Here is a 15,517-nt window from a genome sequence, read left to right on the forward strand (position 1 = left end):
AACCCGCCGACTCACCTACGGAGAGGCGATGAGCGAGTCCCGCGATTTCTGCCCGCGCTGTGGCGATCCGGTCGGCGAGCGCGCCGAGCCGCTTCCCGGTCGCCCCCGCACGCGGGACCGGAAGCTCTGTGACGACTGCTACTTCGAGGACTTCGACCTCGTCGACGCCCCGGACCGGATCGAGGTCCTCGTCTGTTCGGGGTGTGGGGCGGTCCGACGCGGCAGCTCCTGGCGGGACGTGGAGGCGCGCGATTACACCGACGTCGCGGTCGACGAGACCGCGGAGCGTCTCGGGGTTCACGTCGACGCCGAGGCGGTCGAGTGGGGCGTCGAGCCCGAACAGGTGGACGAGAACACGATCCGGATGCACTGTCAGTTCTCGGGAGTGGTCAGGGGGACCCGCCGCGAGGAGTCCGTCACCGTTCCCGTCAAGATTTCCCGGGGGACCTGTGACCGCTGTGGCCGCATCGCCGGCGGCTATTACGCCGCGATCGTACAGATCCGGGCCGACGACCGAGAGCTCACCGCGGAGGAACGCGAGCGAGCGATCGAGATTGCCGAATCGCACGTCGCCGCCCAGGAGGCGAAGGGCGACCGCGAGGCCTTCATCACGGAGATAGACGAGACCGAGGACGGGCCGAACTTGAAGATCTCCTCGAACGGGCTCGGACAGGACGTCGCGACGCGCATCACGGACCAGCTCGGCGGGAGCTTCGAGTCCTATCCGACCCTGGTCACGGAGGACGCCGACGGCAACGAGGTCTATCGGGTGACCTTCGCGGTTCGACTCCCCCGGTACGCCCCCGGCGAGATCGTCGACCCGGACGACGGAGACGGCCCGGTCCTCGTCACCGGCGTCGCCGATCGGGTTCGCGGCGTTCGCCTCGCCAGCGGGGCGGAGTACGTCTCCGGGTTCGACGACGGCGACGCCCCCGACGCCGAGCGGATCGGGTCCCGCGCGGACGCGTCGGAGACGACCGTCGTGACCGTGGAGGACGAACACGCCGTGCAGGTGCTCGATCCCGAGACCTACGAGGCGGTCACGGTCCCGAATCCCGACTTCTTCGAGAACGACGCCGACGTCGCGCTCGCGGTCAAACACGACGGCGAGGTCCATCTGGTCCCCGAACGGGACCCCGCCGCGACCGACGACGAGGAGTGAAAACGGCGGATCGACGCGGCGTTCGCTTCGACCTCCTGCTCGACCCGTTGTCCGTCCGGATCCGGCTCGGTTCCTGCCGGCTCGGTTCCTGCCGGCTCGGTTCCTGCCGGACCGGGACCCGATCGTCGTCCCGGGTCAGTCGGCGCGTGCCGGTCGCGTCTCGACCCGTTTTCGCGCCGACCGGTCGGACTCGGACACCTCGATGCCCCGTCGTTCCAGCTGCGCGATGAACTCCGTTTCGCCGATCCCGGCCCGGGACGCCGCCTGGGACAGTGTCAGCGTTCCCGAGTCGTACAGCGTGAGCGCGGTCGCCAGCCCGTGGAGTGCCATATCAGTCGATGAGGCGTGATCGATTATTAAGGTTTCTATGTCCTGTAGGGGATATTCAGACCTTATATGATATAATCACACGATCGAACTCCCGTCTCGAAGCGCGTGCGTTTAAGGATCAACGGAGGGGCGAGAGCTCGACGGACACGGGACGACGGTCGGGCGTGCATCGGTCGAGGCGGCCGATCGACGCGCGGACACAGGAGTTATGTCCGCTCGCCGGCCTACTCTGAGTGCATGGACCGACAGAAGCTGTTCGCGCTGTTCTTCGCGTTCCTGATGGTCTCCTCGATGGTGGCCTGGGGCGTCTCGCTCATCTAGGCGGCGCGGGTGGCCCGTACCGGCTCAGCCGTCGCCCCAGACGTCCGAGAGCGGATGGTTCTCGCGTCGTTTCGCGTCGCGTTCCGACCGGGTCTCCGATCGGGTATCCGACCGGGACGTCGATCGGTCGCCGCCGTTCGAGGCGCTCGAGCGGTTCTGCCCCGACGACTGACCGCTGTGGCCGGATTCCCGGCGGTCGTCCGCCGCCGCTCCCGGGGTTGCCGATCCCGGAGTCGCCGACGCGGTGACGGTCGGATCGGCGTCGATCCCGGCGAGCGCCGCCGCCGGGTCCGCCGGCGGGAGGTCGGGCGTCGACATCTCGCGGACCTGGTCGCCGAACCACGACGGCATATCGGCGCGTGCGCGATCGAAGAGGTCGAGGAGCGAGTCGTCGGCGAGGTACGTCGCGCCGGCGTCGTCGGGCGCCCGGACGACGCGTCCACACGCCTGAATGACGGTCCGCAGCGCCGCCCGGTGGTACCAGGCCCACTGGCCCTCCTCCAGGCGTCTTTCGACCCGCGAGTCGTTCGTGTTCAGGTAGGGCGCCTTGCAGATCACCTGCCAGCGACATAGGTCGTCCCTGAGGTCGAGCGCCTCCTCCATCTTCACCGAGACGAAGACCTCGGGGTCGTCGCTCGCCTTCCAGGCCTCGAGCTCGTCGTCGCGTGTTGCCTTCGTGTGCCGGCGCAGCCGCGCGGTGACGCCGAACTCGCCGAGACGATCGACGAGCTGGTCGGCGATGGCGTACGAGTGGGCGTGAACGAGCCCCTTCTCGTCGGGGTGTTCGGCCATCAATCGGACGATCAACTCGGCGATCCGGGGAAGCGTCTCCTCGCGGTGCTCGTAGGTCATCTTCCCCCGGGTGACGTCGTACAGCGGGCGGTTCTCGAGCGGGAACGTGTGCTCGACGTCGACGAGCGCGACGTCGTCCGGATCGAGGCCCACGCCGCGACAGAACGCCTCCTTCGAGAGGATGGTCGCCGAAAGCAGCGCGAAGCGGTTCCCCCGGTCCCAGACCGTGTGTCGGAGGTACCGGGCCGGGTCGAGCGGCTTGATCGTGATCGCCGTGCCCTCGCCGCCGGGCTGGTCGACGACCCACGTGGTCGGGCTCTCCGGGTCGCGGTAGTCCTCGAGGAACCACCCCAGCTCGCCGATCAGCTCCTGGAGGCGGTCGCGGCGGGCGACCTCCTCGGCGTCGAGTTCCGCCCGGCCGACGAGGTCGTCCTTCGCGCCTTCACAGACGCTCCGGAGTTGTTCGACGAACCGCGCCGTGCGATCGAGCGGGTCGTGACCGTCGCCCTCGTGTCCCGCGTCCCGGTCGCCGGAGGCACTCGCCGCCGAGACGTCCGGCACGCCCACGTCCTCCCACACCGGGACGCGGTCCGGTGACAACTCGATCGTCGCGTACATCTCGGCCCACTCGGCGAGGCCGTGTGCCTCGTCGATCACGACCACGTCGCGCTCGCCGAACACCTCGGATCCGGCCGTCTGCATGAAGTACGCGAGCGTCATGGCGGCGAACCGTCGCGAGGAGGCGATCGCCCGGTCGGAGAAGTACGGACACCGGTGTTTCACGCTGCAGTCGAACCCCCGCTGGCGAACGCAGGGGGCGCGATCGACCGGGGTGTCGTGTTCGCCCGGCAGGATGCAGGCGTAATTCGACTTGCCGCGGATCACGTTCAGGTCCTCGAGGAGGTCGTCGGTCGCGACGTCGTCGAGCTGGGAGACCTGCGGCGTCGTGTAGTACGCGCCGGTCGCCTGCCGCGGCTCGGCCGCCTCAACGGTGCGTGCGCCTCCCATGATCGCCCGGGCCAGAAGCGACTTGCCGCTGCCGGTCGGCGCGCGCACGAGGACCACCTCGTTGCCCGCCGCGAAGGCGTCGCGGACGTCGTGGAGGGCCTCCTTCTGGGCGCCGCGAAAGCTCGGCGCGGGGAACTCCGCGAGGATCCGGTCGGGGTCCACACTCCCGGGTCCGTTGCGATCGGAGTAAACCTATCGGAAGGACGGGATCGGGAGGGATTGGTCGGACCGATCGCCTCGCTCCATCCGATTCACTCGCCGTGCTCGACGTCCTCGGCGGCCCTCCGGAGCCGCTCGACGTCGTCCGCGACCGGCTCGCGATCCTCCGGAAGCCGCTCGACGCACTCGAAACAGAGAAAGAACTCGGAGCCGTCGACGAGCTCCAGGGTCATCCCCTGGGTGGACTCGAACGCGAGGCTCCAGAGGTCGCCGATCCCGCCGGCGATCCGAACGTCCGATCCACAGACAGCACAGGGCTCCGACGCCATGTCCCCGATTCGGTTCGGCCACGGATAGGCGTATCGACGTCACGGCCGCCGCCGGAGCCGGCGGAATGCGGCTTCACGGCCGCCAGGCCTTCGCGTCGACGATCCACAGCGTCCCCACCGCCGAGATTCCGCTCGCGGCTCCGACGAGCGCGGTGCTGATGGGCGCGGGGGACGAGAAGATCGCCGCGAGGAACCCGATGGCGCCGGCCAACAGGACCGGCGTGTGCTCGCGCGTCGTGGCGATCGCGATCGGAGCGACCGCCGTTCCCGCGACCACTACGGTGAGAACGAACGTCCCCATCGACGTGACCGTCGGAACGGATGCGGTCGTTGCGACGAGGCCGGTTCGGACCCCGAACAGGCCGGCGCCGGCCGCGCCGACGACGGGAACGACGGCCACGGCGCGCGGCGTCGGCGGGCGCGCCGCGAGCGCGATCGTCGCCGCACAAAGGAGGATCGCCCCGAACACGAGGAGCGCGGACGCGAGGATCGAGGCCACGGTGACCGGCTCCTCGAGCATTCGGAGCGCCGGAAACGATTCGCGTCCGTTCCACGTCTCGAGGCTTCCGACGAGGGCGAGGGCTCCGGCCGGCAGGAGGACGACCGCACGACTGCGACGACCGTGGCGTGACATACCGACGTGAGGACGGTCCGAGCCCAAAAGCCGTCCGATGCCGTTCGCGCGCATGAACGCGCATAAAGGCGTCCACGTTCAAGGATCGGCGTGTTGCGCCGAACCGCACCCGGTTTGGACGTTCACCGTCCGGGAGATCGATCGGCGTCCGGAACGTCGTTCGCCGCTCGGGGGATCGATCACCGTTCGAGTCGTCGATCCCCGCGCTCTCGCGCGCAAGCTTACTTATGCGCCGGGGTCGAAGGGAACACGACGGGGGATCCGAACGAATGACGCTGTCCGCGGGGGACGACTGGCCGGAGGACGTCGAGGGGCTCGCGAGCGACGGGCAACGCGAGTTGCTCGCCCGGGCCATCGTCAACCTCGCGGAGGAGCGCGACATCGACGTTCCCGACGCCGAGACGATCGAACGCATGCGGGCGGACGTCCACGACCTCGAACGCGACGTGGAGACGGTCGAACGGGACGTGAACGCGATCGAACGGGACGTGGACGGGATCGAGGACGACGTCGGGGCGCTCCGGACGGAACTCGAAGAGCAGATCACCGACGTCAGAAACCGCGTGATCCAGGTCCTCGAGGAGGTCGAATCCCGGGCGCCGAAGGACCACGAACACGCGGACGTCGAGGTGGATATCGACGACCTCGAGACCGCCGTTGACGATCTCTCGAGCCGGATCGACGACCTGGAGGGCGACCTCGAGTCCGCCGACTCGGTGAGCGACTCGCTCGCGGCCCACGACGAGCGGGTCTCGGAGTTCGAGACGAAACTCACCAGGGTCGCGAAGGCGGTCGTGAGCACCCAACGGCGTCTCGGCAAGCTCGAGGCGCTGCGGTCCCGCCGGAAGGCCCTCGAGGACATCCTCTCGCGGGCGAACCACCACGGGATCACCAAAGCCGCCTGCAGAAACTGTGAGGACGCGGTATACGTGGGCCTTTTGGCCAAGCCGCGGTGTCCACACTGCGATACCCCCTTCGAGTCCGTCGAGCCCAAATCCGGGTTCTTCGGCAAGCCGTGGCTCACGATCGGCGATCGACCCGCGCTCGAGGGCGAGGTCGACGGGCCGGAGGCCGCGGCGGACATCCTGGAGGACGACGATGGCTGACGACTCCGAGGCCCCCGAGGAGTGGAACTTCGACGCGGTCGACGATGACGGGACGACCGCAGCGAAGTCGGCTGGCGCGGACGAGTCGAACGACTCGGGCGATCCGGACGACTCGGGTGATCCGGACGACTCGGGCGATCCTGACGAGCCGATCGATCTCGGCGAGACTCATCATCGTCTCGACGAGACGATGGCGGAACTCGACGACGACGTCGAGGCATTCGAATCCGGATCCGACGTCGACGCCGAGGAGGACCCCTTCGCGGCGCTCGAGGCCGACGAGCCGCGTTCGACTTCGGGTTCGGCGTCCCCGTCCGAATCGACGCTCGAGGGAGGGGAGGGTGACCCCTTCGAACAGATGGACGTCGACGTGGCGACCGACGACGTCTGGGAGAGCCTCGACTCGGAGGGATCGGGCTTCGAGATCGGCGGCGACGCCACGCTCGTCGACCACGACGAGCGCCACGAGGACCACCTCGTCTCGAAACGACAGTACTGCCAGCGATGTCCCCACTTCAGCGAGCCGCCGGAAGTCGAGTGCGGCCACGACGGGACGGCGATCGTCGAGGTGGTCGGGATCGACGAGTTTCGGGTCCGAAACTGCCCGATGGTGACCGAGGACGACCCGAAGTTCGACCGCGGCGACGAGTAATCGGCCGTCGTGGAAACGATCCGGAATGCTCGATGGGATCCCCGGTTTCGGAACGAACCGTTCAAACCGCACGAGCCCCTAGCATCGGGAACGATCACCGATGCAATTTTGCGACGAGTGCGGATCGATGATGGTGTCGGTCGACGGCGAGATGGTCTGTCAAAACGACGACTGCGGCGCCACCACCGACCGCGACGACGACCTCGCGGAGCGGTTCGTCTCGACGGAGGAGCAGGGCGATTCCGACCCGATCGAGACGGAGGAGGGGGCCGACTTCGAGGGGAAGCCGACCGCCACCGACGTGTCCTGCGACGAGTGCGGTCACGGCGAGGCGTGGTACACGATCAAACAGACCGGCAGCGCCGACGAGCCGCCGACGCGCTTTTTCAAGTGTACCGAGTGCGGCCATCGCTGGCGCGGCTACAACTGATCCGAGTTTCTCTGCTCCCGCGCCGATCCGCGTTCTCACCCCCTCCCGCGTCGATCCGCACCCTTACCCGTCTCGCGCTCGAGAACACCCGTGATGGCCACGGAGGACGACGACGGCGGGCGACGAATCGACAGCAACCTGTTCGTCACGGTCTCGGGGCCGCCGGGCTGTGGCGCGACGACGCTGTGTGAGGGGCTCTCCGCCGCGATGGACTGCGGCTACGTCTCCGGCGGGGAGATCTTCCGGGACATCGCCGAGGACCGCGACATGAGCCTCTCACAGCTGGTCGCGAAGACCGGCGAGTCACAGGACATCGACCGCGAGCTCGACCGGCGACTTCGACGCATCTCCGAGAAGTGGGGCGCGGCGAACAAGGCGTTCGTCCTCGAGTCGCGTCTCGCGGGATGGATCGCGGGCAACCGCGCGGACCTCCGCATCTGGCTCGACGCGCCCGAGGAGGTCCGCGTCGACCGCACCGCCGGCCGCGAGGAGATGGAGGCGGAGATGCGCGTCCGCGAGGTGATCGAGGCCCAGCGATACGAGTCCTACTACGACATCGACGTCTCGGACCGGTCGATCTACGACCTCGCGATAAACACCGGGCGCTGGACCGAGTCGAGCACGCTCGCGATCGCTCTCGCGGCGATCGACGAGTACGATCCGGTGCGCGACGAGGGCGCGATCCCGACCCCGGACCTGGAGATCTGACGACCGTCTCCCGTTAGCACTGTCGGGACGACCGGATCCGTTCTCCGAGCCACTCCCCGATCGTCTCTCCGATCGCGTCGGTTTGACCGATGAAGAAGTGGTCCGCCGAGACCTCCGTGAGCGTGATCGCTCCGGACGGCCGGCCCGTTTTGAGCCCGCGAGCACGCTCCACGACGGACTCCCAGTCCGTGGTCGTATCGCGCGTTCCGTAGACGATCCGGACCGGACACGCGACGTCGGCGAGCGCCGCGACCGCGTCGACGTCGGGGTTGATCTGTGGTGCGGGCGCCAGCGCCGCCACGCCCGAGAGGTCCTCGCGCCCGGCGGCCGCGACGAGCGCGAGACAGCCGCCGAAGGAGTAACCGAAGAGCCCGACGCGCTCGTAGCGGTCGAACGCCCACGCGAGGGCGTTGTCCGCGTCGGCCCGCTCGCCGTACCCCTCGTCCCAGTCCCCGTAGTCGAACCGCAGACAGTCGACGCCGCGATCGCGGATGGCGGCGGAGACCGCCTCGAGCCGCTGGTCGCCGCGATGGCCGCCGTGTTGCGGGTGGGGCGGACACGCGACGACGCAGGCGGTCGGGAGCGTGTCGTCCCCGGCGCGATCGAGGGTCGCCCGGACGTCTCGACCGCCGGGAACGAGGACCGTCTTCGAGTCGGTCACGATCCGGATCCTCGATTCAGGGGACGGGCGTGACCCGATCGACGCCCTCGAGCCGTTCGATCCCCTCGACGACCGTCCGTTGGTCCGCGTCGGCCTCGTAGTAGAAGACCAGATCGAAGGTCCCCTCGCGAAGCAGCTGTTGGCACTCCCAGACGAAGGACTCGTCCTCGAGGGTGAGCCCCTGGAACTGGTTCGAGGAGAAGTCCGGGTCGTCGTTGCCCGCCTCGATGTAGGTCTCGCCCTTGCCGGCGGCCTCGGCGATCACGTCGTTGATCGCGACGGTCAGCTCGTGCATCTCCAGGTCCGACTGTCCGTCGTAGACGGAGTGAACGATACATCCCTGGAGGTCGATCTCCCCGGGCTCTAAAAGCGCCATCGTGCGCTGATAGAGGTCGTCGTCGAGCGTCTCGTTCATCGGCGGACGTTCGATCGGACCGGATAAACGGGTGGCGATCCGAGCGTCACGCGACCGATGACCTCCGACCGCGCTTCCGGTGGAGCCCGCACCCGGGTTGCCGACGCGCTCTCCGCCGTCGGATCGCGATCGATCGTCGGATTCTCCCTCCTCGTGCTCGTCGTCTCGGTCGTTCCGGTTCCCGGGAGTTCCGGCGGCGAAGCCGCGTTTTTCACCCTCTCGGTCGGCGTCGACCCGTTCGTCGCGAGCCACCTCCTCGCGTACGCGATCATCGCCGGGCTCTGTCGACGGACGCTTCGAGAGCGCGACTTCGAGGTCCGTGAGGTGGCCGTGATCGCCGTCGTTCTCGCCGCCGGCTACGGCGCGACGATCGAACTCCTCCAGGTCCCGATACCGTGGCGATCCGGGGGGCTCTTCGATGCCGCGATCAACGCGGTCGGTGCCGTCGTCGGCGTCCTCGTCGGAACGATCGCGGGAGCTCTCGCCCGCACGTCGACGAGGTGAAACCGTCGCGATTTAACCGGCACGCCGCGAACCGCGCGTATGCGACTCATCGCGTTCGACTTCGACGGGACGCTCTCCGACTCCGAGATGACGGTGTTGCTCGCCGAGCGGGCCGGCGTCTCCGAGGAGGTCGCGGAGATCACCGAACGGGCGATGAACGACGAGTTGAGCTACGCCGAGAGCCTCTATCAGCGCGCAGAGCTGCTCGAGGGGCTTTCGGAGGAGGACGTCGCGGACGCCTTCGACCGCGTCCGGATCCGCCCCGGCGCCGCGGACCTCATCGCTCGACTGCGCGAGGCCGGCCACCACGTCGCGATCCTCACCGGCGGGTTCGAACGCGGCGTCGAGGCCGCACTCGCACGCGAGGGCGTCGAGGTCGACACCATCGTCGCCAACCGGCTTCCCCAGTCCGGCGGCCGCCTGACCGGCGACGCGGAGGGCCCGCTCATCGAGGGGACGAAGGACGACGCGCTCGAGGAGCTGGCCGAGGCGGTCGGGGTCCCGATGGCCGACACGGTCGCGATCGGCGACGGCGCGAACGACCTCCCGATGCTCGAGGTCGCCGGGCTCTCCGTCGGCTTCGTCCCGAAACCGGCCGTCCGATCCTCCTGTGACGCCGTCGTCGCGTCGATGGCCCGTCTCGGCTCCGTTCTCGAGGGATATCGCGTGCTCCCGTCCGCGGAGACGCTCGAGTGATCGGCGGTCTCACCGACCCCGCCGCAGCGATCGGGTCATCGCCGACCGGGAACCGGAGTAACGATTAAGAGGACGGCTTCGTACACATACGGACGATGACCCCTCACACACGCGATTCGGGGCGCGCGGGGGACCGTCGCTCGCGCCTCGACGAGTGGGCCGCGCTCGTCGGCGAGCGCGTTCCCGACGAGCGCGTCCGGGAGATCGACGACCGGTAACCCGGCGATCGGACCACTTTCACCCCGCTTCGCGAAGCCTTTTCCGCGATGACGGCCAAGTGCCGCCGATGGCGACCGAGGCCGACGCGGCGAGCATCGACCACCCGCTTTTAGTCGACGGCTTCCTCCAGCGGCGTCGCTACCAGCTTCGCCTCGCGACGGCCGCGCGGGACGCGAACACCCTCGTGTGTCTGCCGACCGGCCTCGGAAAGACGACCGTGAGCCTCCTCGTCACCGCGGAACGCCTCCAGGAGGCGGGCGGGAAGGCGCTGTTTCTCGCGCCGACGAAGCCGCTCGTCCAACAGCACGCCGACTTCTACCGCGAGGCGCTGACCATCCCCGACGACGAGATCGTGGTCTTCACCGGCGACGTCCGGCCCGACGAGCGTGCCGAGCTGTGGGAGTCGGCTCGCATCGCGATCGCGACCCCACAGGTCGTCGAGAACGACCTCGTTGGCAACCGGATCTCGGTGGCGGACGTGACCCACCTCACCTTCGACGAGTGTCACCGCGCGACCGGCGAGTACGCCTACGTCTACATCGCCGAACGGTACCACGCCGACGCCGCGAACCCGCTCGTCACCGGGATGTCCGCCTCGCCCGGCGGCGACCTCGAGGAGATCGAGACCGTCTGTGACAACCTCGGGATCGACAACGTCGAGGTGATGACCGAGGAGGACGCCGACGTCGCGGAGTACACCCACGACACCGACGTTCGCTGGGAGCGCGTGGAGCTGCCCGAGGAGCTCGTGGCGATCCGGGACGCGATCAACGAGGTCATCGAGGAGCGGCTCGAGCAGCTGAAGTCGATCGGCGTGGCGGATTCGACGAGCCCCGACGTCTCCCAGCGCGACCTCAACGCGATGCGCGGGAAGCTCAAGCGGATGATGGACGCGGGTCGATCGGAGGGCTACACCGGCATGTCGACCCACGCCGAGGTGATGAAGCTCCGGCGGGCCGTCGAGCTCGTCGAGACCCAGTCGGTCGAGTCCGTCCGCCGCTACTTCGAGCGCCAGCGCAACGCCGCCCGATCGTCGGGCGCCTCGAAGGCGAGCCAGCGGCTCGTCGCGGAGCCGCGGGTCCGAGAGGCCATGCGGCTCGCCGAGTCGTTCGACGACCTCCACCCGAAGTTCTCGAAGACCCGATTGCTCCTCGCGGAGACGCTCGGGGTGAACGGCGGCGATCGGGCCATCGTCTTCACGGAGTCGCGAGACACCGCCGAGGCGCTCGTCGAGTTCCTCTCCGCGAGCTTCGACGTCGAGCGGTTCGTCGGACAGGGGGACAAGGAAGGGTCGGACGGGATGAGCCAGGCCGACCAGCACGACACTCTCGAGGACTTTCGGGCCGGCGAGTTCGAGGTGCTCGTCTCGACGTCCGTCGCCGAGGAGGGCCTCGACGTCCCGGAGGTCGATCTGGTCCTGTTCTACGAGCCCGTCCCGACCGCGATCCGGTCCATCCAGCGCAAGGGTCGGACGGGTCGGCAGGCCAGCGGGGAGGTCGTGGTGTTGTTGGCCGAGGACACCCGCGACGAGGCGTTCTTCTGGATCTCGCGGCGTCGTGAGAAGCAGATGCGCGAGGAGCTTCGCGAACTCAAAGCCGCCACCGGCGAGATCGAGTCGGCCATCGGCGGCGGCGCACAGTCGGGACTGGAGGCGTTCGACGGAGACGATGGCGACGCTCGCGAGCGCGAGGACGACGATCGCCGGCAGAAGACGGACGAGGGCCACAAGCAAGGGGCCGACGACGATCGCCAGCCGGGAGCGGGCGGCGACCGCCAGCCGGGACTGACCGACTTCGCGGCCGAGGCGGAGACAGGGGGGGACGTCGATCCCGACGCTGGGATGAAGGCGGATACCGACCCGGACGCCGAGGCGGAACCCGCCGACCGCGATCCGGGTTCGGATCCGAGCGGGAGCGCGGACGCCGACCTCGAGGATGACGCCGATGCTGAAGGCGACGCCGGCGCTGAAGACGACGGCGTCGTCGCGACCGCTGGCGTCGATGACGGCGTGGAGATCGTCGTCGACCAGCGCGAACTCGACGCGGGGATCGCCAAGGACCTCTCGACGCGGGAGGAGCTGGTGACCCGCCTCGAGACCCTGGCCGTCGGCGATTACGTCCTCTCGGATCGGGTGGCGATCGAGCGCAAGTCCGCGGCCGACTTCGTCGACTCCCTGCTCGACTCGGACCGGTCGATGTTCGAGCAGGTCGGCGAGTTGACCCGGGCGTACGCCCGACCGATCCTCGTCATCGAGGGCGGCGATCTCTACACCCAGCGGGACGTGAACCCCAACGCGATACGCGGCGCGCTCGCCTCCCTCGCGGTCGATTTCGGGATCAGCGTGTTGCAAAGCGACGACGAGGGGGAGACCGCGGAACTCCTCGAGACGATCGCCCGCCGCGAACAGGAGACGCGCGACCGCGAGGTAAGCGTCCACGGCGAGAAGACGACGAAGACGCTCGACGAACAACAGGAGTACGTCGTCTCGTCCATCGCCGACATCGGCCCGGTGACCGCCCGATCGCTCCTCGAGCACTTCGAGTCGGTCGAGGCCGTCATGACCGCGGAGCGCGAGGACCTCCTCGCGGTCGACGGCGTCGGCGAGGTGACGGCGGACCGGATCCGCGAGGTCGTCGCCAGCGAGTACGTCGGCGGGTGAAGCGGCCGGAACGGTCGCCGGGGACGCCCGAACGTCCGACCGCGGGGGTCCGATCGACCGGTCCGTCGGTAACGGTTTATACGCCGCGGGAGACTGGCCGATATGGAACTGCCGGTCGAAATTCTCTACGGGCTCTACCTCGGTCTTCTCACCGGGATCATCCCGGCGTTGGTCTCGGGAGTCCTCGGCTTCGTCTTCAAGTACGTGACCGGCGTGACGATCCCCGGATTCGGTGTGGTCGTCCTCGCGCTCGCCATCGCCGGCGTCAACGGCGGGCTGCTCGCGCTCAACGATCCCTCCATCCGCTCGTCGGAGCGTGCGCCCGCGGTCTTGACGGCCATCGTCGTCGTCCTCATGGTCTCGCTGTACGCCCACGCCCAGGGCGACAAGCTCGGAGCGACCGCGCCGAAGCGGCTGTCGCTTCGGTCGCTTCGGGACCGGACGCTCTCGGCGGACGTGATCGATCTCGTCGGGTCGCGCGGCCGCGTGCGGATCGCGATCGCGGGCGAAGTCGGCGACATGGAGGGATACCCGCCGCTGGCCGCCGAGACCCGCCAGGCGATCGCCGAGGTGGACTGGACGTTTCCGGCCGACGTCCCGATCTCCGTGCTGGAAACGCGGTTCGCCGACCGGCTTCGAACGGAGTTCGAACTCGCCGACGTCTCCGTGAGCATCGACGAGAACGCCCGGGCGACGGTCAACGCCGCGCCGCCGATGGGCGGACTCTCCAGGCGGGTCCCCCCCGGAAAACGCGCCGTCTCAATCGCCGCGCTCGTCCCGACCGGAATCGCCCGCGGGGAGCAGGTCCGCGTCATCACTCCCGAAACGACCGTCGAGGGAACCGTCGTCTCGGCACGGTCCGGCGACGGCTCCGGATCGCCTCCCTCGCCCGCATCCGATCCGCCCGCCGATACGCCGCCGGCCGCGACCGACGGCGGAGACGGCGATCCGGATGTCGAGCCGACGGCTCCGTCCGTTCCCGTCACGACCGGCGGCGACGGTCGGGTCACGGTGGCGGTCGATCGGTCGGCCGCCGGAGCGCTCCTGCGTGCCGATCGCGGTCGAGTCCTCGTGCTCTCGCGGGGAACCCGCCGCGAGTTCGAGCTGACGACGCTGTTGCGGCGCGCCGGCACCCGGTTTCGACGCGTCTCCGTCGTCGAGGGTGGACCCCTCGACGGCCACACGATCGGCGAGGTGGACGTCCGTGACGCCTACGACGTCGCGATCCTCGCGGCGCGACACGACTCGTGGACCATCGCCCCGCGGGGCTCGAGCGAGCTGGCCGCCGGCGACGAGATGTTCGTCGTCGGCACGCGCGAGGCGCTCGATCGGTTCTCGGAGGTGGCCGCGTGATCCCTCCGGCCTCGGTTCTCGTCCCGGTCCTGTCCTCGGTCTCGGCCTCCGTTCCGACCCCCGTTCCGGCCGCCGACGCCGGGAGTTCGACGCCGGCGGGCCTGCCGCTCGTGGTCGAGGTGACCTTCGCGGAGCCGCTTCGGGCGGCGGTTGGGCTCCTCCTCTTCGCCTGCCTTGCGGTGCTCGCGGCCGGCGGCGTCGCCGTCGCGTATCGGTGGTACTTCCGCCAGCGGATCCCCGAGGGCGTCGCCGTCCTCCTCGGCGTCTCCGCGGTCGTGTTGTACCTCAATACGGCCTCGCTCGGCTCGATCATCGGCGGCACCGACGTCGTCTTGTTGCGCGTCGACGTCGTCCTGTTCAACGTCGTCGCCGTCGGCGTCGCCGCGGCCGTCGCGCCCGCCGGCGCCTGGACCGGGGACGTCGTCGCCCGGAACGTCTTCGCCGTCGCCGGCGGCAAACAGCTCGAAGGGGAGATCGGACGCGTGGTTCGCACGGTCGGTCGCGTCACGCCCGTCACGCTGCCGGCCGCGGAGGACATCGCGGACATGGACTCCTACGAGGCGGTCGCCCCGGCGACGAAGGAGGGGATGGCCGGACGAACGCTGCTGTTTCCGCGTCGGGTGACGGTGGCGGAGCTTCGCGAGCGCCTCGTCGCCCGCATCAAGGAGGACTTCGGGGTGAACTACGTCGACGTCGACGTCACCCAGGAGGGGGAGATCGAGTATCTCGCGGTCGGCTCGCGAGCCGCCGGGATCGGTCCGACCCTCGCGCCCGGGACCGCCGCCATCGCCGTCCACGCGGACCCGCCGTACACCGCTACGCCGGGCGACGTCGTTCAGGCGTGGATCGGCGGCGACGACCCGAGGCGGGTCGCGACCGCGGAGCTCCGTGCGACGGCCGGGGACGTCGCGACGCTCGCGCTCGATGAGACCGACGCGGCCCGCCTCGAGGAGTCGGAGACCTATCGGCTCGTGACGCTGCCCGCGGAACCGCAGGCGGACCGGGAGTTCGCCAGCCTCCTGCGCGCGGCCGACGAGACGATGACCGCCGTCACGATCGGTCCCGAAAGTCCCCTCGTGGGCACGAGCGTTCGAGATCTCGAGGCCGTCGTCGCCGCGGTGCGTCCCGCGAGCGCCTCCATCGAGGCGATCCCCGAACGTGATCGGCTCTTCGAGCCCGGCGACACCGTCTTCCTCCTCGGACGACCGGACGCCCTTCGGCGCGTCGAGGCCGAGGCGGCCGGAGATGCGGAGACCGACGATGTGGAATCCGGCGATTCGGAGGCCGACGATGCGGGAACCGACGTCCCGAGGAGGGAAGACTGACTGGCGGAGCGCGAACGTCGATGAGACGCACGTCGGCGAGACCCGAACGTCGTC

The 15,517-nt window shown here is 69.3% G+C and carries 17 protein-coding genes; 11 read left to right on the plus strand and 6 right to left on the minus strand.

Annotated features, from left to right (window positions below):
- Positions 1–28: 28 nt before the first annotated feature.
- Positions 29–1,162 carry a 60S ribosomal export protein NMD3 gene (locus ACZ5YD_RS11825; RefSeq protein WP_379744363.1) on the plus strand — a complete coding sequence of 378 codons (1,134 nt, stop codon included), beginning with the start codon at positions 29–31 and terminating at the stop codon, positions 1,160–1,162.
- A 135-nt stretch (positions 1,163–1,297) separates the two neighbouring features.
- Here ACZ5YD_RS11825 and ACZ5YD_RS11830 read toward each other — a convergent pair whose 3' ends face one another.
- The 4 genes from ACZ5YD_RS11830 to ACZ5YD_RS11845 form a co-directional block, all read right to left on the minus strand.
- Positions 1,298–1,492, minus strand: a complete 195-nt coding sequence (locus ACZ5YD_RS11830) for a DUF7317 family protein (RefSeq protein ID WP_379744361.1) — start codon at positions 1,490–1,492, stop codon at positions 1,298–1,300.
- Between the two features lie 345 nt (positions 1,493–1,837).
- A complete protein-coding gene (locus ACZ5YD_RS11835; protein WP_379744359.1) occupies positions 1,838–3,775 on the minus strand; it encodes a helicase C-terminal domain-containing protein in 1,938 nt (645 codons plus the stop codon).
- Positions 3,776–3,864: 89 nt separating this feature from the next.
- Positions 3,865–4,101: a DUF7561 family protein gene (locus ACZ5YD_RS11840; protein WP_379744357.1), complete on the minus strand. Its 237-nt coding sequence runs from the start codon at positions 4,099–4,101 to the stop codon at positions 3,865–3,867.
- Positions 4,102–4,174: 73 nt separating this feature from the next.
- On the minus strand, positions 4,175–4,735 hold the full coding sequence (locus ACZ5YD_RS11845) for a hypothetical protein (protein WP_379744355.1): 561 nt from the start codon (positions 4,733–4,735) through the stop codon (positions 4,175–4,177).
- Between the two features lie 269 nt (positions 4,736–5,004).
- On the opposite strand from ACZ5YD_RS11845, the gene ACZ5YD_RS11850 reads away from it, so the two are divergent.
- From ACZ5YD_RS11850 to cmk, 4 genes are all read left to right on the plus strand, one after another.
- Positions 5,005–5,841: a hypothetical protein gene (locus ACZ5YD_RS11850; RefSeq protein ID WP_379744353.1), complete on the plus strand. Its 837-nt coding sequence runs from the start codon at positions 5,005–5,007 to the stop codon at positions 5,839–5,841.
- Positions 5,834–6,493 carry a DUF8135 domain-containing protein gene (locus tag ACZ5YD_RS11855; RefSeq protein ID WP_379744351.1) on the plus strand — a complete coding sequence of 220 codons (660 nt, stop codon included), beginning with the start codon at positions 5,834–5,836 and terminating at the stop codon, positions 6,491–6,493. The genes ACZ5YD_RS11850 and ACZ5YD_RS11855 overlap by 8 nt, the downstream gene beginning before the upstream one ends.
- Positions 6,494–6,593: 100 nt before the next feature.
- Positions 6,594–6,923 carry a transcription factor S gene (locus tag ACZ5YD_RS11860; protein WP_379744349.1) on the plus strand — a complete coding sequence of 110 codons (330 nt, stop codon included), beginning with the start codon at positions 6,594–6,596 and terminating at the stop codon, positions 6,921–6,923.
- Between the two features lie 93 nt (positions 6,924–7,016).
- Positions 7,017–7,631 carry a (d)CMP kinase gene (cmk, locus tag ACZ5YD_RS11865; RefSeq protein WP_379744347.1) on the plus strand — a complete coding sequence of 205 codons (615 nt, stop codon included), beginning with the start codon at positions 7,017–7,019 and terminating at the stop codon, positions 7,629–7,631.
- 13 nt (positions 7,632–7,644) lie between these two features.
- Here cmk and ACZ5YD_RS11870 read toward each other — a convergent pair whose 3' ends face one another.
- Together ACZ5YD_RS11870 and ACZ5YD_RS11875 are read right to left on the minus strand one after the other, a co-directional pair.
- Entirely contained in the window at positions 7,645–8,292 is a 648-nt protein-coding gene (locus tag ACZ5YD_RS11870) for an alpha/beta hydrolase (RefSeq protein ID WP_379744345.1), read from the minus strand.
- Positions 8,293–8,308: 16 nt separating this feature from the next.
- Positions 8,309–8,707, minus strand: a complete 399-nt coding sequence (locus tag ACZ5YD_RS11875) for a DUF5778 family protein (protein WP_379744343.1) — start codon at positions 8,705–8,707, stop codon at positions 8,309–8,311.
- A gap of 57 nt (positions 8,708–8,764) precedes the next feature.
- Here ACZ5YD_RS11875 and ACZ5YD_RS11880 point away from each other — a divergent pair, with 57 nt between their 5' ends.
- The 6 genes from ACZ5YD_RS11880 to ACZ5YD_RS11905 all read left to right on the plus strand — a co-directional run bounded on the left by ACZ5YD_RS11880 (position 8,765) and on the right by ACZ5YD_RS11905 (position 15,463).
- A complete protein-coding gene (locus ACZ5YD_RS11880) occupies positions 8,765–9,211 on the plus strand; it encodes a VanZ family protein (RefSeq protein ID WP_379744341.1) in 447 nt (148 codons plus the stop codon).
- Positions 9,212–9,250: 39 nt separating this feature from the next.
- Positions 9,251–9,907, plus strand: coding sequence for a phosphoserine phosphatase SerB (gene serB, locus ACZ5YD_RS11885; protein ID WP_379744339.1), 657 nt, complete (start codon positions 9,251–9,253; stop codon positions 9,905–9,907).
- Positions 9,908–10,002: 95 nt separating this feature from the next.
- Positions 10,003–10,125 (plus strand): hypothetical protein, encoded by a 123-nt coding sequence (locus tag ACZ5YD_RS11890; protein WP_379744337.1) that lies wholly within the window; start codon positions 10,003–10,005, stop codon positions 10,123–10,125.
- A 68-nt stretch (positions 10,126–10,193) separates the two neighbouring features.
- Positions 10,194–12,785: a DEAD/DEAH box helicase gene (locus tag ACZ5YD_RS11895; protein WP_379744335.1), complete on the plus strand. Its 2,592-nt coding sequence runs from the start codon at positions 10,194–10,196 to the stop codon at positions 12,783–12,785.
- A gap of 102 nt (positions 12,786–12,887) precedes the next feature.
- A complete protein-coding gene (locus ACZ5YD_RS11900; RefSeq protein ID WP_379744333.1) occupies positions 12,888–14,138 on the plus strand; it encodes a potassium channel family protein in 1,251 nt (416 codons plus the stop codon).
- Positions 14,135–15,463, plus strand: a complete 1,329-nt coding sequence (locus ACZ5YD_RS11905) for a TrkA C-terminal domain-containing protein (RefSeq protein WP_379744331.1) — start codon at positions 14,135–14,137, stop codon at positions 15,461–15,463. Before ACZ5YD_RS11900 ends, ACZ5YD_RS11905 begins: the two co-directional genes overlap by 4 nt.
- Positions 15,464–15,517: the final 54 nt, after the last annotated feature.

Source organism: Halopenitus salinus, assembly GCF_055397165.1.